General features: G+C 70.7%; 18 protein-coding genes. 8 read left to right on the top strand and 10 right to left on the bottom strand.

Going from position 1 to position 16041, the window contains the following annotated elements:
- Positions 1 to 74 precede the first annotated feature (74 nt).
- Positions 75 to 773 carry a DUF998 domain-containing protein gene (locus K3769_RS10255; RefSeq protein ID WP_267026122.1) on the top strand — a complete coding sequence of 233 codons (699 nt, stop codon included), beginning with the start codon at positions 75 to 77 and terminating at the stop codon, positions 771 to 773.
- The gene (locus K3769_RS10250; protein WP_267026121.1) at positions 770 to 1705 is read left to right on the top strand and encodes an alpha/beta fold hydrolase; all 936 of its coding nucleotides are present in this window, start codon (positions 770 to 772) and stop codon (positions 1703 to 1705) included. Before K3769_RS10255 ends, K3769_RS10250 begins: the two co-directional genes overlap by 4 nt.
- Positions 1706 to 1774: 69 nt before the next feature.
- Here the strand turns inward: K3769_RS10250 and K3769_RS10245 are convergent, their stop codons facing one another.
- The 3 genes from K3769_RS10245 to K3769_RS10235 form a co-directional block, all read right to left on the bottom strand.
- Positions 1775 to 3715 (bottom strand): S53 family peptidase, encoded by a 1941-nt coding sequence (locus K3769_RS10245; protein WP_267026120.1) that lies wholly within the window; start codon positions 3713 to 3715, stop codon positions 1775 to 1777.
- 147 nt (positions 3716 to 3862) lie between these two features.
- On the bottom strand, positions 3863 to 4486 hold the full coding sequence (locus K3769_RS10240; RefSeq protein ID WP_267026119.1) for a DUF305 domain-containing protein: 624 nt from the start codon (positions 4484 to 4486) through the stop codon (positions 3863 to 3865).
- A gap of 5 nt (positions 4487 to 4491) precedes the next feature.
- Positions 4492 to 5163, bottom strand: a complete 672-nt coding sequence (locus K3769_RS10235; RefSeq protein WP_267026118.1) for a thioredoxin-like domain-containing protein — start codon at positions 5161 to 5163, stop codon at positions 4492 to 4494.
- Between the two features lie 295 nt (positions 5164 to 5458).
- On the opposite strand from K3769_RS10235, the gene K3769_RS10230 reads away from it, so the two are divergent.
- On the top strand, positions 5459 to 6820 hold the full coding sequence (locus tag K3769_RS10230; RefSeq protein WP_267026117.1) for a glutamine synthetase family protein: 1362 nt from the start codon (positions 5459 to 5461) through the stop codon (positions 6818 to 6820).
- A gap of 80 nt (positions 6821 to 6900) precedes the next feature.
- Here K3769_RS10230 and K3769_RS10225 read toward each other — a convergent pair whose 3' ends face one another.
- On the bottom strand, positions 6901 to 7524 hold the full coding sequence (locus K3769_RS10225; RefSeq protein ID WP_267026116.1) for a TetR/AcrR family transcriptional regulator: 624 nt from the start codon (positions 7522 to 7524) through the stop codon (positions 6901 to 6903).
- On the opposite strand from K3769_RS10225, the gene K3769_RS10220 reads away from it, so the two are divergent.
- Positions 7441 to 7968 (top strand): SRPBCC family protein, encoded by a 528-nt coding sequence (locus K3769_RS10220; RefSeq protein WP_267031307.1) that lies wholly within the window; start codon positions 7441 to 7443, stop codon positions 7966 to 7968. The genes K3769_RS10225 and K3769_RS10220 overlap by 84 nt on opposite strands.
- Positions 7969 to 8030: 62 nt before the next feature.
- Here the strand turns inward: K3769_RS10220 and K3769_RS10215 are convergent, their stop codons facing one another.
- From K3769_RS10215 to K3769_RS10200, 4 genes are all read right to left on the bottom strand, one after another.
- Positions 8031 to 8363 carry an NIPSNAP family protein gene (locus K3769_RS10215; RefSeq protein WP_267026115.1) on the bottom strand — a complete coding sequence of 111 codons (333 nt, stop codon included), beginning with the start codon at positions 8361 to 8363 and terminating at the stop codon, positions 8031 to 8033.
- Between the two features lie 74 nt (positions 8364 to 8437).
- Positions 8438 to 8749, bottom strand: a complete 312-nt coding sequence (locus tag K3769_RS10210; protein ID WP_372514903.1) for a MerR family transcriptional regulator — start codon at positions 8747 to 8749, stop codon at positions 8438 to 8440.
- 131 nt (positions 8750 to 8880) lie between these two features.
- Positions 8881 to 9231 carry a hypothetical protein gene (locus tag K3769_RS10205; RefSeq protein ID WP_267026113.1) on the bottom strand — a complete coding sequence of 117 codons (351 nt, stop codon included), beginning with the start codon at positions 9229 to 9231 and terminating at the stop codon, positions 8881 to 8883.
- 13 nt (positions 9232 to 9244) lie between these two features.
- Positions 9245 to 9745, bottom strand: coding sequence for a TetR/AcrR family transcriptional regulator (locus tag K3769_RS10200; RefSeq protein WP_267026112.1), 501 nt, complete (start codon positions 9743 to 9745; stop codon positions 9245 to 9247).
- A 188-nt stretch (positions 9746 to 9933) separates the two neighbouring features.
- Here K3769_RS10200 and K3769_RS10195 point away from each other — a divergent pair, with 188 nt between their 5' ends.
- Complete coding sequence (locus K3769_RS10195; RefSeq protein ID WP_267026111.1) at positions 9934 to 10791, top strand: helix-turn-helix domain-containing protein; 858 nt, start codon at positions 9934 to 9936, stop codon at positions 10789 to 10791.
- A complete protein-coding gene (locus tag K3769_RS10190; RefSeq protein WP_267026110.1) occupies positions 10788 to 10973 on the top strand; it encodes a DUF397 domain-containing protein in 186 nt (61 codons plus the stop codon). The genes K3769_RS10195 and K3769_RS10190 overlap by 4 nt, the downstream gene beginning before the upstream one ends.
- Positions 10974 to 11005: 32 nt before the next feature.
- On the opposite strand, the gene K3769_RS10185 is transcribed toward K3769_RS10190, so the two are convergent.
- Together K3769_RS10185 and K3769_RS10180 are read right to left on the bottom strand one after the other, a co-directional pair.
- Positions 11006 to 11443 (bottom strand): VOC family protein, encoded by a 438-nt coding sequence (locus K3769_RS10185; protein WP_267026109.1) that lies wholly within the window; start codon positions 11441 to 11443, stop codon positions 11006 to 11008.
- A gap of 49 nt (positions 11444 to 11492) precedes the next feature.
- Complete coding sequence (locus K3769_RS10180) at positions 11493 to 11873, bottom strand: winged helix-turn-helix transcriptional regulator (RefSeq protein WP_267026108.1); 381 nt, start codon at positions 11871 to 11873, stop codon at positions 11493 to 11495.
- 81 nt (positions 11874 to 11954) lie between these two features.
- Between K3769_RS10180 and K3769_RS10175 the strand changes: the two genes are divergently transcribed.
- Both K3769_RS10175 and K3769_RS10170 read left to right on the top strand, forming a co-directional pair.
- Entirely contained in the window at positions 11955 to 12878 is a 924-nt protein-coding gene (locus tag K3769_RS10175; RefSeq protein ID WP_267026107.1) for an NAD(P)-dependent oxidoreductase, read from the top strand.
- Between the two features lie 127 nt (positions 12879 to 13005).
- Positions 13006 to 16014: a bifunctional [glutamine synthetase] adenylyltransferase/[glutamine synthetase]-adenylyl-L-tyrosine phosphorylase gene (locus K3769_RS10170; protein WP_267026106.1), complete on the top strand. Its 3009-nt coding sequence runs from the start codon at positions 13006 to 13008 to the stop codon at positions 16012 to 16014.
- The last annotated feature ends 27 nt before the right edge of the window (positions 16015 to 16041 follow it).

Genomic DNA, 16041 nt, shown 5'->3' with positions numbered 1-16041 from the left:
GCGCCCCTGAGAGGAGGCGCGGGGAACGGCGCACGACATGCGAGCCCCACCCACCGCCCCGATCATGGGCGTCAATGACGACACCTCGCCCGCCCACAGCAGCCACCCTCCTGGCCCTCGCCGCCCTCGCGTACTCCGCCTGGACGCTGGAAGCCCTCCTGCCGACCTCCCTCCCCCCGGCCACCGCCTACGTGAGTGAACTCGCCGCGACCGACCAGCCGTACTCCACCCTGTTCCGCACGACGGACCTCCTCGCGGGCGTCCTGGTGTGCGCCGCAGCCGCGACCCTGCCGGCCCGCCGCACCCCACCGACCGCACGGGCCGCGCTCCTCCTCTTCGGCGCGGCCACCGCGGTCGACTCCCGCCTCCCGCTCAGCTGCACCCCCACCACCGACCCGGTGTGCGCCGCGCGGGAGACCGCGGCCGTGGTCCCGTGGACCCACTCCGCGCACACCGTGAGCAGCACGGTCGCCCTGTGCGGCATCCTCCTCGCCATGCTGACCCTCACCCGCACGGCGGCCTTCCCGGCGGCCCACGCCCTCCTGGCGCTCGAACTGGCCGCCACCCTCTGGACGCTGGCCGCGATCGCCGCCCTGGAGACGGGCCACGACGGCTGGGGCGTCGGCATCGCCCAGCGCCTCCAGGTCGGCGTCATCGCGATCTGGCTGGGCGCACTGGCCGTCTCCCTCCTCCGCGCCCCGACACCGCCGCCCGACGCACCTCTCGACGCACCGCTCGACACCCCTCTCCGCCGAGCGGACGTCCGCCCATGAGCTTCGTTCGCATCGACGGAATCCCGCACCACCTCCGCGTCGACGGAGCCGGACCCGGCTGCCTGCTCAGCGCCGGCCTGGGCATGTCCTGGTTCGACTGGGACCCCGTGGTGCCGCTCCTCGCCCCGTACCGCACGGTCGTCCGGTTCGACCGGCCCGGACTCGGACTCAGCGGCCCCGCGCCCGCGCGCGCGTGGCCCACGCTCACCGGCGAGGCGCGGCGCATCGCGCGCGTGCTCGACGCGGCCGGTGCCGACACACCCGTCACCGTGGTCGGGCACTCGCTCGCCGGTTTCCACTGCGAGGCCTTCGCGCGGCTGTACCCGGAGCGGACGGCCGGTCTCGTCCTGGTCGACGCCGGCGTCGAGGAGGAGCCGCGCCCGTCCCGCGCCCCCGCCCTCCGGAACACCGCCACGCGCGCGTGCGGCACGCTGCTGGCGGGCGCGGGCCTGCCACGCGCCCTCGGCCCCCTCCTGCGGCGTACCGCGGTCCGCGCGGGACGCCGGAACGGCCGCGGCGACCCGGCCCCGTACGACCTCGTCCGGCGCGCCTACTCCACCAGCCGCTCCCTGCGGGCCGCCCTCGCCGAGAACGCGACCTACCGGGACCAGGCGGTCGAGCTGGCCGACCTGCGGGAGCGGCCCCTGCCGGACGTACCCGTCACGGTCCTCGCCGCCCACGCCGACCCCGACAGCGGCGGCTCGCGACACTGGCTGGACCGCCAGGAACGCCTCGCCGAGCGCCTGGGCGGCACCTTCCGCGTCGCCGCCCCCGCGGGCCACCTCGTCATGCTCGACCGCCCCCAGGACGTGGCGGCGGCGATCCTGTACGACCCGAACGAACCAAACGAACCAAACGACCCGAGCGACCCGAACGAACCGGTGCGCCCGCCCCTCGCCGGCCAGGAAGAGGAACGGACGCACCGGAGCTGAGAAGCCGCGACGGCCGAGAAGCGGCAGCGGCAGCGGTTCAGCGGCTCAGGGACTCAGGGACTCAGGGACTCAGCGACGGTACGAGGTCACGTAACCCGGCGCGGGCGAGCCCACCCCCGTGACGTCGTCGTACCCCCGCACGGCCTTCAGGCTGCTGTCCTTGCCGAGGCTGCGGACCGAGGTCAGCAGGCCCTCCGAGGCGTCGAAGGCGTTGACGAAGTCCACGCGTGCCACCGCGAGGTCGCGGCCCGTCGGGCGGTCCGTGACGTCGTGGTAGAGCTTCGTGCCGTACCGGTCGTAGATCGCCGGGTTGGCGAAGCCGATCGGCCGTCCGCCGCGCGCCTGCTGGGCGAGCGCCTGGACACCGGCGATGACGGGCGAGGCGAGCGAGGTGCCGCCGATGCGGTACTCGTCGTACCGCTGCGTCCCGTCCGGGAAGGTCTGCGTCTGCCCGACCAGGAACCCGGTGTTGGGGTCGGCGATCGCCGCGATGTCGGGAACCGTGCGCATGGCCTGCCTGCCGTTGGCCTTCGCGAGCCGCGACGGCACGACACCCCGCTGGTAGAACGGCTGCCTCACCGTCGCGCTGGTCCCGCCGCCCGCACCCGAGGTGAACGCGCCGGGGAAGTCCGTCCAGCTCTTCCCGTCGTCGGACAGCGTGGCCTTGAGCGTGCCCCAGCCGGTCTCCCACTGGTACGTGTCGCCCTTGCCGACGGCGAGCGAGGTGCCGCCGACCGCCGTGACCCACGCCGAGTCGGCGGGGGTGTCGACCTGCTTCGTACCGGTGTTGGCGACCTCGTCGCCGTTGTCGCCGGACGAGAAGTAGAAGCCGATGCCCTCGATGGCGCCGAGCTGGAAGACCTGGTCGTAGGCGGCGGCGAGGTCCGGCGTCTGGTTGGCCTCGATGTCGCCCCAGGAGTTGGAGACGATGTCGGCGAGATGCCCGTCGACGATTCTGCCGAGCGAGTCGAGCAGGTCGTCGTCGTAACAGGACGCCGCGCCCACGTAGACGATGTTCGAGGCGGGCGCGACCGCGTGCACGGCCTCGACGTCGAGGGTCTCCTCGCCGTACCAGCCCGCCGCCCCGCATTCCTCGGTCCGCGTGTACTGACCGGGCAGCACCTGCGTCAACTGCCCGCCCCGGTACGCCGCGTCACCGTGCTTCGCCGCGTACGCGGCGGCGTCCGCCGCGATCGTCGGCGAGGCGTAGGCGTCCGTGATCGCCACGGTCACGCCCTTGCCGGTCGCCTTCCCCGCCCCGTAGGCGGCCCGCAGCTGCTTGCCGGTGTACCCCTTCACGGCGTACGGGACCTTCGTGCCGTACGCGCCCGGCAGCGTCGTCGCCGTCTTCGAGCCGTAGTACGACGAGAACGGCCCGGCGTTGTGGAACACGGCGTCCGGCGGCGGCAGCGTGTCGGAGTGGTCCACCTTGTGCGGGGCGTTGTCCAGACCGGTCACGGTGAGGACGGCGCCGTTCAGCCCGGCGGGCGCGGAGGCGGTCTTCTCGGGCGCGCGGTAGGTCTTCCTGCCCTTCGCGTAGTTGTGCAGCTGCGTGCCGAACGCCTTCTCCGCGTCCGCCACCTCACCGGTCACCGACACGTAGTGCGTCCTGGTGGCCGTGACGGTCAGCCCCGCCGACTTCAGCCAGGCCGTCACCTCGGCCACCTGCGCCTTCGTCGCGCCGAAGCGGGCCTGGGCCTGCCGCGCGGTGAGGTACTTCCCGTACGAGGCCGACGACGGGTCGGAGACGGCCCCGGCGTAGGCGGCCAGGCCCGCCGCGTCCCGGCCCGCTAGGTAGACCCGGGCCGACACCCGGGAGCTGTCCGCCGTGGCCCCCTTGTCCGCCCCGGCCGTGGCCCACAGGGACTTGGTGCCCCGGAGCGTGTCACGGCCGGCCGGGTCGTCGGAGGCGTGGGCCGCGGGTATGCCCAGGGCCAGCGCGCCGGCGAGCAGCGGCAGGGTCGCCGCCATGCTCACACCGGCGCGCACCGCCGCGCGATTGGATCTCATGGAACCCCCAAAGGATCACTGGATGGGGGTCACTCTTGCGATGAACCGTTCACGCCAGGGGAATGGCCGGGGCATGGCTGCCCCAAAAACCACCCAAGGAACCGTATGGGAAGGGGGTTTGCGGCGAAGCGTCCGTAATCGGAAAGGTCAGTGCAACGGCTTCGCGCCGCGCTGCTTCAGCAGATCCGTGATCAGCTTCATCTCCGACTCCTGGGCCTGCACCATGCCCTGTGCGAGCCTTCGCTCCACCCCGACCTGGCAGCGCTCCACACACCCCTTGGCCATGTGCACACCGCCCACGTGGTGCGCGTACATGAGCTGCAGATAGCGGACCTCGGCCGCCTTGCCGCTCAGCTCGCGCAACGCGTCCATCTCGGTGTTGGTCGCCATGCCCGGCATCAGCGCGCCGTCCTCGCCCGACCCCATGCCGGCCATGCCCATCCACTCCATGGGCTCGCCGGCGGACACCTTGGGCAGCTCCCACAGGTCCAGCCAGCCGAGCATCATGCCGCGCTGGTTGGCCTGGGTCTGCGCGATGTCGTACGCGAGGCGGCGCACGCCCTCGTCGTCGGTGAGGTCGCGCACGATGTACGACATCTCGACGGCCTGCTGGTGGTGCACGGACATGTCACGGGCGAAGCCCGCGTCGGCCGAGTCCGCCGCGGGCGGGCGCATCCCGGAGTCGTCGCCGTCGGCGACCGCGTACGTGATGGCCCCGGCCGCCACGAGGACGGCCGCGGCGGCTCCGGTGATCCACCCCGCGGACTTCATCTTCCTCACTTCGACAGGCCGTTGGTGCAGGCGGCGCCGGGCTCGGGAGTCTGCTTGCCCTGGACGTACGTCTCGAAGAACGTGCCGACGTCCGGGTCGCTCGCGCTCTTCACCGTCCGCTGGTGACCCCACGCGGAGAGCATGATCGGGTCCTGCTGGTCCTCGACGGGGCTCATCAGCGAGTACGGCGTCTTCTTGACCTTCTCGGCGAGCGCCTTCACGTCGGCGTCGGACGCCTTGCCGTTGTACGTCACCCAGACCGCGCCGTGCTCCAGCGAGTGCACGGCGTTCTCGTTCTTGATCGCGTCCTCGTAGACGTCGCCGTTGCAGTTCATCCAGACCTGGTTGTGGTCACCGCCGACCGGGGGCTCCATCGGGTACTTCACGTCCTTGGTGACGTGGTTCTGCGTGAGCTTGGTGCTCCACTTCTTCACGCCGTCCTTGCCCGTGACGAACTTCCCCGAGGCCGCCTTCGAGTCGCTCGCCGCTCCGCTGTCCTTGTCGTCGGACTGCGACTTGACCAGGAACGCGCCACCGGCGACGAGACCGGCGACGACGATCACACTGGCGGTGATCGTGAGGACCCGGTTGCGGCGCTCGCGGGACTGCTCGGCGCGCCGCATCTCCTCTATCCGCGCCTTGCGCGACGCGGACTCTGTCTTCTTGGCGGAACCCATGGGGTGGTCCTTCTGGGGGAAAGGGGCAGGGGCAGTGGAGTGGTCTGCTGATCGTAGTGGGGAAGGTGACGGAGAGACGCCAGTTGTCCGCCATTTCATGTCCGCCGTTCAGCGGGCAAGATGGGCGTCAGCGCAGTACACGCGCCGTGTGCGAGGCGTTCGGGCGGAGGTCGGCCGGACGATCGGGGCCCGCAACGCGCATGAAATGCTGATGTGGTGTGATGCGCAGGTGCCCGACCGCCTCCCTGGGACGGGAGCAGGCGGCCTGACCAGCAAGATTGGGTGGAAGCGGAAGATGGACAAGCAGCAGGAGTTCGTGCTCCGTACGTTGGAAGAGCGCGACATCCGTTTCGTACGCCTGTGGTTCACGGACGTGCTGGGCTTCCTCAAATCGGTGGCCGTGGCCCCGGCGGAGCTGGAACAGGCATTCGACGAGGGCATCGGTTTCGACGGGTCGGCCATCGAGGGCTTCGCCCGCGTCTACGAGTCCGACATGATCGCCAAGCCGGATCCGTCGACCTTCCAGGTCCTGCCGTGGCGGGCCGAGGCCCCCGGCACCGCCCGGATGTTCTGCGACATCCTGATGCCGGACGGCTCGCCGTCCTTCGCGGACCCGCGGTACGTGCTGAAGCGGGCGCTGGCCAAGGCCTCCGACCAGGGCTTCACCTTCTACACGCACCCGGAGATCGAGTTCTTCCTGCTGAAGGACAAGCCGACGGACGGCTCGCGGCCGACCCCGGCCGACAACTCCGGCTACTTCGACCACACCCCGCACAACGTCGGTATGGACTTCCGCCGCCAGGCGATCACCATGCTGGAGTCGATGGGCATCTCGGTCGAGTTCTCGCACCACGAGGGCGCGCCGGGCCAGCAGGAGATCGACCTCCGGTACGCGGACGCGCTGTCCACGGCCGACAACATCATGACGTTCCGGCTGGTCATGAAGCAGGTGGCGCTGGAGCAGGGCGTGCAGGCGACGTTCATGCCGAAGCCGTTCAGCGAGCACCCGGGCTCGGGCATGCACACGCACCTCTCGCTCTTCGAGGGCGACCGCAACGCGTTCTACGAGTCGGGCTCCGAGTACCAGCTCTCCAAGGTCGGCCGCTCCTTCATCGCGGGCCTGCTGAAGCACTCGGCGGAGATCGCCGCGATCACCAACCAGTGGGTCAACTCGTACAAGCGCATCTGGGGCGGCTCCGAGCGCACCGCGGGCGCGGGCGGCGAGGCTCCCTCGTACATCTGCTGGGGCCACAACAACCGCTCGGCCCTGGTCCGCGTCCCGATGTACAAGCCCGGCAAGACGGGGTCGGCGCGGGTGGAGGTCCGCTCGATCGACTCGGGCGCGAACCCGTACCTGACGTACGCGGTCCTGCTGTCCGCCGGCCTCAAGGGCATCGAGGAGGGCTACGAGCTGCCGCCGGGCGCCGACGACGACGTCTGGGCCCTCTCCGACGCCGAGCGCCGCGCGATGGGCATCGAGCCGCTGCCCCAGAACCTGGGCGAGTCGCTGTCCCTGATGGAACGCAGCGAACTGGTCGCCGAGACGCTCGGCGAACACGTCTTCGACTTCTTCCTGCGCAACAAGAAGGCGGAGTGGGAGGAGTACCGCTCCGAGGTGACCGCTTTCGAGCTGCGGAAGAACCTGCCGGTGCTGTAAGGGCAGGCTCTTCCGGAGCGGGTTTCCCGAAGATCAGACATGTGGGGCCGACGGTCGCGGACCGTCGGCCCCACGGTGTTTCAGGGGGCCGGGGCGGCGTCTTTGAATGAGGTCAGGCCCGTGTCGATGAGCTTGGCTGCTCGGCGGACGTCGGCCGTCACCGCCTCATGGATCTGTGCCGGCGTGCGGGCGCCGTCCAGGTGTTTCCCGAGGCTCCGGAACTGGATCGACCACAGTCCGAGCAGGGCGGTGGCCGCGATCTGCGGTTCCGGGTCGTCCGGGCTCATGTCGGTCCGCCGGGCCAGCGCCTCGGCTGCGACGGTGACGAGCCGGTCGGTCATGTCCCGGTGGTAGGCCCTCAGTGAGGGCGCGGACCTGGTCAGCGCGCCGAAGCGCCTGATCATGGCGGCGGCGTGGACGGGGTCGTCCTGTGCGGCGATCCAGGAGGTCATGGCGCGCAGTTCGTCGGAGAGGATCCGCAGCGCCGCCTCGACCGGCGAGTGGTCCGCGTCGGCCAGGCCGGCGCGCAGGGCGGCCATAGTGGTCTCGCCCCGGTCCAGGATGAGCGATTCCTTGGTGGGGAAGCGGTTGAAGACCGTCTTCTCCGAGACTCCGCATGCCTGGGCGATCTCCGATACGCGGACGGCGTCGAAGCCGCGCTCCAGGAACATCTCGGTGGCGATGTCGGACAGGCGCTGCCGCAAGAGGCGCTTCTTCCGTTCGCGCAGCCCTTCCGCCCCGGGCTCGTACCGCTGTGGACCGCGACCGGAGCGGGGGCGCGCCCGGAAGGGTTCAGCACCAGCGTCGGCGCCCGGTTCCAGTTCATCGCCAAGCCCAAGCCCGGCTGGAGCGGCATCGTCGACTGCGTCGTACTGGATGTGGACGAGCCCCGTCTGCTGCGTTACTCGTGGACCGACCATGGCGGCGGCGAGACCACCGAGGTCGCCTACCGCATCGAATCCCACGGCACGGGAACGCGCTTCACCTATGACCACACGGGCTTCACGGGTGCGGGCGGGTTCCTGATGGCCCAGGTCCTGGGTCACGTCCGGAGGAAGATGCTGAGCGTCGGCCTGCCGGCCGTGCTGAACGATCTGGACGAGGGGGGCGGACTCCGCCCCGGAAGCACGCTCCGGCCCAGGACCTGACTCTTTCAATCAGCCGGCCACCAGGCTTGCGAGCACTGCTGAGAGCTGACCAGCCCGAAGGCTCACGCAGTGTTCGGGTTCCCCGCGAACGCGAGTGAGCCGAGAAATCGCGTCTGTTCGTGTTCCACCGTGGCATCCAGCTCGCCCATGGCCTCCAGGGCGCGGGGATCGCTGAGCGTCAAGGCGCCGAGTGCGCGCTCCAAGTGGCCCTGGTCCTCGATCTTCCACAGGTTGAACGCTTCGTACAGCGGTCCGACCTGCGTCACCGTGCCCGCAACCAGCGAGATGCCCTGCGATTCGAAGAATTCACGGATGGTCACCATGGCGGCTTCATAGCGCGCCAGATTCGCGAAACCGTACTTCAGCTGGAGCTGCGCCAGCATGTAGTTGCCCATCTGCCTGCCTTTCCTGGGGCCCTGTCGGGGCATTCACCAGGAAGGTAGACGTTCACACCGGCGTGAAGGGCAAGTCAGCTGCTGCCGGTCACCGCGTTCAGTACGGCTTCCAGGCCCGTCAGCTTGGAATGCAGTTCTTCCGCCTGTCGTGAGAGTTCGGCGTGCCGCGTACGCAGTAGAGCCTCGATCCGGGGCGCGGAGTCGGGGAGTTTCCACTCCTGGACCACCGTACGGATCAGGTCGCTCGGCAGGCCCGCGCCGTACAGACACTGGATGAACCCGACGCAGTCGGCGTCTTTCGCCTGGTACCTGCGGTGCCCCACGGCGTTGCGCGACGGGAACAGGAGACCTTGCTCCTCGTAGTACCGCAGTGACCGCGTGCTCACTTGGCACCGGTGAGCGAGTTCACTGATCGACAGCGACACCGGGGCCGAACCGTGGTGCCGCCCGGGGCCCGACTCGGAGGTCGATTCGAGACTGTGCGCCGGCCTGCCCCCGCACGACGAGAGGGCCCTCCTCACGCGAGGGCGTTCTCGACCAGGGCGACAGCCGCGCGAGGGTCGTCGACCTGGATGACCAGGCGTGCGTACCGCTCGTCGGCGAGTTCCACCACGACCGCCTTTGCGGCGTCCCTGACGTTCCAGAAGACCTTCTCGCCGTCCTGGTGGAAGGTGCCGGCGGTTATCACCCCGGGTACGTGGGAGCCCGGTGCGCGGATTCCCTTGGGGTCGGCGGCGATACCGGGGTCGGCGGTCGCGCCACGGACGTTGGCCAGTGGGATGGTCAGGCTGCCCTTGAACGACCAGAGTTTGTCGAAACCCTCGATCACGACGACGAGGTCGTCGCCCTCGATACGTATCAGTGTCATTTCGGTGTCCGTTTCAGGGGAGTGGGTCGAGGTGTCGGATCAGCGCGGTGGCGGCGTTGTCGGGGTTGCCGCGCAGGACGATGCCCAGCGCGGCGGCGGTGAGGGCGGCGGCCAGATCGGCGGGAACGCCGAGCGCGTCGGCGATCGCCCGGTCGACGGCGGCCAGTGCGGCCGTCACCTCGGAGGCGACCTCCTCGTCGACCGGTGCGCGTTCGACCGTCGCGAGGAGAAGCAGGCGCAGGTCTGCCGTGGTGACCAGTCGCAGCGCGGCCTCGGCGTCCGGTACGTCGCCGAGGGCGTCGAGCAGAGGGCGGACATCGTCGGTGAGGTGGCGGCGCAGAGCGATCAGGTAGAGGCCGCGCTTGCTGCCGAACGTCTTGTACAAGCTGTTGCGGTGCACGCCGAGGTGGCTGACGAGGTCGTCGACCGACACGCCGTCATAGGCGCGTCCGCCGAACAGATCCACGGCGGCGCGTACCGCTTCGTCCTCGTCGAATGCTCTTGGCCTGCCCATGACCACGAGGGTAAACAGTTAAGGAACGATCAGTCAAGAACGACCGTTCCTTAACTGCGGACCCGTACGCGCGCCGAGCGTACGAGCTCACCGTGTGGACCGTATGCGTAACCCTCCGTGACCATGGGTGCGTTGGTGGTGTTGGCGGTGTGGTCGGGTGATGGGCGCGGGTGAACGGAGGGCCTGGCATGACGGACGGTACGGGTGGGGTGGGTGCCCCTCTTGGTTGTGGTGGCGGTGAGCCGGAGGTGTCCGACAGCCTTAAGACGTTCGGCGAGGTGGTCAAGGCCTTCCGGAAACGGGCCCGCCTCACACAGGAGGAGTTCGCGCCCAGAGTGCGGTACTCGGCGCCGACCGTGGCCTCCATCGAACAGGGGCGCCGGTTTCCGACGCCGGAGTTCGTCGAGCGGGCAGAGGAAGTGCTCGACGCGTTCGGGGCGTTGCGGGGGGCCGCACGGCATCTGTCCCGGCAACCGGGGCTGGCCAGTTGGTTCCGCCAGTGGGCCCGCCTGGAGGCGGAGGCGGTGAGTCTCCATACGTACGAATGCCGCCTGATCCCGGGGCTGTTGCAGACCGAGGCGTATGCGCGCACCCTGTTCGTGAACCAACTGCCGCCTCTGGGCGACGACCAGATCGAGGCCCAGTGGGTGGCCCGGGCGGATCGCCAACGGCTGCTGCGGGAGCGGCCGAACACGGCGTTCAGCTTCATCCTGGAGGAGCATTTGTTCCTCCGGAGGACGGGCGGGGTGGAGGTGACGCGAGCGTTGATCGACCATGTGCTGGAGCTGGCTGAGCTGCGCAACGTCGAGGTGCAGGTGATGCCGGTGGTGCGGCAGGCGCATGCGGGCCTGGACGGACCTATGCAGCTGCTGGAGACGCCGGGGAACCGATGGGTCGCCTACAACGAGGGCCAACGCGGGGGCCTGTTCGTCTCGGATGCGAAGGAGATCAGCGTTCTGCAGATGCGATATGCCAGGATGCGATCGCAGGCTCTCACCCTTGAAGACTCCGTGAGCCTGTTGCAGCGGATGCGGGGAGAACTATGAACACCACTGAACTGGCTTGGTTCAAAAGCAGCTACAGCAGTGGCGGTGATGGCGACTGCGTCGAGTTGGCCGTCTGCTCCGACCTCATCCACGTACGTGACTCCAAGGTGCAGGCGGGTCCCCAACTCGCCGTCACCCGCGGCGCCTGGACCAGCTTCCTGGCGTACGCGGCCAGCGGCTGACGCCGGCCGGTCCAGGCGCTCGGGCCGGCGGGCTACTGCTGCTCGGCCTGGTCCGACAGCAGCTTGTGCAGCGGCTTCGTCGCGCGCTCCCGGTACTCCTGGATCGCCCAGCCGTTGCCGTCCGGGTCGGTGAAGTGCATGAACGTGCCGCCGTCCTGCGGGGCGTACGCGACGGGCTCGCTCAGTTCCAGGCCCCGCGCGGTCAGCTCCTCGTACGCGGCCTTGGCGTCCGCGACGACCAGCTGCATGCCGTGGTACGTGCCCGGCTGCGGGGTCCCGGACGGGATCGGCACGCCCTCGGCGAGCGCGATCGAACAGCCGGAACCGGGAGGCGTCAGCTGGACCACCCGCGCGCCCGGCATCACCTCCGTGTCGAGGTCGACGTGGAAGCCCACCTTCTCCTCGTAGAAGGCCTTCGCCCGGTCGATGTCGGTGACCGGCAGCGTGATCACTTCAAGGGCCATGTCCATGGAACGACTCCTTCGTCGTGTCTGGTTCGTTCGGAGTTCCGCCGCACGCTCAGACGCGTGCGGCCTCCACCGTGTCCGCCGCGTCCGCCGTCGCGAGGCCTTCGCGGCGCATCCGCTCGGCGCCCCAGGCGCCCAGCGGACCGAGCGCCCGGTTGAGCGTGCGCCCGTGCCCGGTCAGGGAGTACTCCACCCGCGGCGGCACCTCGGCGTGGACCTCGCGGTGTACGAGGCCGTCCTCCTCCATCTCGCGCAGATGCTGCGTGAGCATCTTCTCGCTCACCCCGGGCAGAGCGCGACGGAGTTCCGCGAAGCGGCGTACGCCGTGGGCTTCGAGCTCCCAGAGGATCAGCCCCTTCCACTTGCCGCTCACCACGTCGAGCGCGGCGTCGATGCCGCAGATGTACGGCCCGAGCCTCGGCGCCTTGGCCACCTGATCCCCTTACGAAAAGGTAAGTACCGCAGAAAATAGTGCGTACTTCCTAGATTAGTGAGCCTCTTCGAGCATGGAGGGGTGAACGAACAACAGAAACCCACCCACCGGCCGGACAGCGCCGCCACCGGCACCGGCGTGACCGTCATCGGGCTCGGTCCGATGGGCCGCGCCATGACCCGCACCCTTCTCGCCGCCGGCCACCCGGTCACCGTCTGGAACCGCACCGCCGACCGGGCCGACGGCGTCGTCGCCGACGGAGCGGCGCTCGCGGCGACACCCGTCGGGGCCGTCGAAGCGAGCGACCTCGTCCTCCTCAGCCTCACCGACTACGCGGCCATGTACGACGTCCTCGGCGGCGCCACCGGATCGCTCGCCGGCCGGACGCTGGTCAACCTCAGCTCCGACACCCCCGACCGCACCCGTGAGGCGGCGGCCTGGGCGGCCGGTCACGGCGCCGCCTTCCTCACCGGCGGTGTCATGGTTCCCGCGCCGATGGTCGGCACGGCGGCTGCCCACGTCTACTACAGCGGCAGCCGCCAGGTGCTGGAGAGCCGGGCGGCGACACTGGCGGCGCTCGGGACGCCGAAGTACCTGGGCGAGGACCCGGGCCTCGCCCAGCTGATGTACCAGGCCCAGCTCACGGTCTTCCTGACCACCCTGTCCGCCCTGATGCACGCCACCGCGATGCTGGGCGGCGCGGGCATGAAGGCCACACAGGCGCTGCCGGAGCTGCTGGCCTCCGCCGACTCGACCGGCGCCATCCTGCGGGCGGGCGAGGAGACCCCCGGCGCGGCGCTCGACGCCGGTGAACATCCCGGTGACCTCAGCACGGTCACCATGATGGGTGCGACCGCCGACCACATCGTCGCGACCAGTACGTCCCTCGGCCTCGACCCGGCGCTCCCGCTGGCCGTGCGGGCGCATTACCGGCGCGCCGTCGAGGACGGCCACGGCGGCGACAACTGGACCCGCATCATCGACGGCATCCGCGAACCGCGCTGACCGGACGCCCGGCCCGCGCACGCACTGCCCGGCCGCCCAGGCGCTTCCCCCCGCCTCTGCGGTTACTCTCTCACTCGTACGACCTTGATCGCATGGGGTGACATCGCGGGGGACGACGGAGGCCGGGATGACGGTGCCGGGGCGCAGGAGCAGTACCTTCTCTCGGCTGCTGCGGCACGGTTTCACCGATCCGTCGGCCGCCGAGCGGCTGCTCGACAGCCCGCAGCTCGCGGCCGTGACGGACGACCCGGTGCTGCTCGACGCGCTCGGCGCCACCGCCGACCCGGATCTGGCCCTGCTCGGGCTCGTCCGGATCGTCGAGGCGCAGGAGAACGACGCGGGGCGGCGCGAGCTCCTCGACACGCTGATCGCGGCCAAACCGCTGCGCGACCGGCTGCTCGGGGTGCTCGGCGCCTCCGACGCGCTCGGCGACCACCTCGCGCGCCACCCGCTCGACTGGCAGGCCCTCGTCACGTACGAGGCGCAGGACCTGCATCCCGGCGTCACGGAGTTCGAACACGGGCTCGCCGAGGCGGACGACCCCGTGTCGCTGCGGATCGCCTACCGGCGCTGCCTGCTGTCCATCGCCGCCCGTGACGTGTGCGGGACGACCGACGTCACACAGGCGGCGGCCGAGCTCGCCGACCTCGCGACCGCCACCCTGCGCGCCGCGCTCTCCCTCGCCCAGGCCGCCGCGCCCGAGGACGCCGACATGTGCCGGCTCGCGGTGATCGCGATGGGCAAGTGCGGCGGCCATGAACTGAACTACGTGTCGGACGTCGACGTCATCTTCGTCGGGGAACCCGCGGAGGGCACCGACCCGGCCGACGAGGACAAGGCGATGCGGGCCGCCACCCGGCTCGCGGCCCATCTGATGCGGATCTGCTCGGAGACCACCGTCGAGGGGTCCATCTGGCCCGTCGACGCCAATCTGCGGCCCGAGGGACGCAACGGCCCGCTCGTGCGCACGCTCAGCAGCCATCTCGCCTACTACCAGCGCTGGGCCAAGACGTGGGAGTTCCAGGCCCTGTTGAAGGCGCGGGCCGTCGCGGGGGACGTCGAACTGGGGCAGGAGTACGTCGCCACGCTGGCCCCCCTCGTCTGGCAGGTCGCCGAGCGGGAGAACTTCGTCACCGACGTGCAGAAGATGCGGCGGCGCGTCGTCGAGAACATCCCGGCCGCCGAGATCGAGCGGGAACTGAAACTCGGACCCGGCGGACTGCGGGACGTCGAATTCGCCGTACAGATGCTCCAGTTGGTGCACGGACGGGTCGACACGTCGCTGCGCAGCGGGACCACCCTCGACGCCCTGAAGGCACTGGCGGCGGGCGGGTACGTGGGACGCGTCGACGCGGTGCAGTTCGACGAGGCGTACCGCTTCCTGCGGTCCATGGAGCACCGCATACAGCTCTTCCGGCTGCGGCGCACCCACCTCGTGCCCGAGGACGACGCCGATCTGCGGCGCATCGGACGCTCGCTCGGGCTGCGGACCGACCCGGTCAGGGCACTGAACCGCGAGTGGAAGCGGCACGCCGGAGTGGTGCGGCGGCTGCACGAGAAGCTGTTCTACCGGCCGCTGCTCGACGCCGTCGCCCAACTCGCGCCCGGCGAGAGCCGGTTGAGTCCGGTGGCGGCCCGGGAGCGGCTGGTCGCCCTCGGGTACGCGGATCCGGCCGCGGCGCTGCGCCACCTGGAGGCGCTGGCCTCCGGCGTCTCCCGCAAGGCCGCCATCCAACGCACGCTGCTGCCCGTCCTGTTGGGCTGGTTCGCCGACTCCGCCGACCCCGACGCGGGGCTGCTCAACTTCCGCAAGGTCTCGGACGCGCTCGGCAAGACCCCCTGGTATCTGCGACTGCTGCGGGACGAGGGCGCCGCCGCCGAGAACCTGGCCCGCGTCCTGTCCGCCGGACGGCTCGCCCCCGACCTGCTGCTGCGGGCGCCCGAAGCCGTGGCACTCCTCGGTAACGGCTCCGGCGGCGGGCTCGTGTCCCGTACCCGCGCCCACCTGGAGCAGGAGATCCTCTCCGCGGTGGGCCGGGCCGGCAAGGGAGAGGCCGCGGTCACCGCCGCGCGCGGCGTACGGCGGCGCGAGCTGTTCCGTACGGCCGCCATCGACATCGTCGGCTCCTACGGCACCGAGGAGACGCCGGCCAACGCCGACCAGGGCGCGCTCGTCGACCTCGTCGGAGGCGCCATCTCGGACCTCACGGCGGCGACGATCGCCGGCACCCTGCGCGCCGTCGTCCGCGACGGCTGGGGCGAGACACTGCCCACCCGCTTCACCGTCATCGGCATGGGCCGCTTCGGCGGCCACGAGATGGGGTACGGATCCGACGCCGACGTGCTCTTCGTGCACGAGCCCCGGGAGGGCGTGGGCGACGAGGAGGCCGCGCGGGCCGCCAACACCGTCGTCTCCGAGATGCGCAGGCTGCTGCAGATCCCCAGCGCCGACCCGCCGCTGCTCATCGACGCCGACCTGCGTCCCGAGGGCAAGTCCGGACCGCTCGTACGGACGCTGAAGTCGTACGAGGCCTACTACCGGCGCTGGTCGCTCGGATGGGAGTCGCAGGCGCTGCTGCGGGCCGAAGTCGTGGCGGGGGACGAGGAGTTGGGGCGGCGGTTCCTCGACCTCGCCGATCCGCTGCGGTATCCGGCGGAAGGGCTCGGGGAGGACGCCGTACGGGAGATCCGGCGGCTCAAGGCGCGGATGGAGACCGAGCGGATGCCCCGTGGGGCGGATCCCACGCTGCACACCAAGCTGGGGCGGGGCGGGCTGTCCGACGTGGAGTGGACCGTGCAGTTGACGCAGTTGCGGCACGGGTGGGCGGAGCCGGGGCTGCGGACGACGCGTACGCGGGAGGCGCTGGCCGCCGCGTGTGCGGCGGAGCTGATCTCCGGGGAGGACGCGGCGACGCTCGACGAGGCGTGGGTGCTGGCCACCCGGGTGCGGAACGCGGTGATGCTGGTGCGGGGACGGGCGGGCGACACGTTTCCCTCCGACGGGCGGGAGCTGGCCGCCGTGGGCCGGTATCTGGGGTACGGCCCCGGGCATGTCGGGGACATGCTGGACGACTACCGTCGGACGACTCGGCGGGCACGGGCGGTGGTGGACGAGCTGTTCTACGGCACACACTGACGTCGGCGGGGCGGCGGAGGCGGGGAG

The organism is Streptomyces ortus (genome assembly GCF_026341275.1).
Classification (GTDB): domain Bacteria; phylum Actinomycetota; class Actinomycetes; order Streptomycetales; family Streptomycetaceae; genus Streptomyces; species Streptomyces ortus.
Note: the sequence above shows the minus strand (reverse complement) of the source record. Positions and strands in the feature narration are given on the sequence as shown.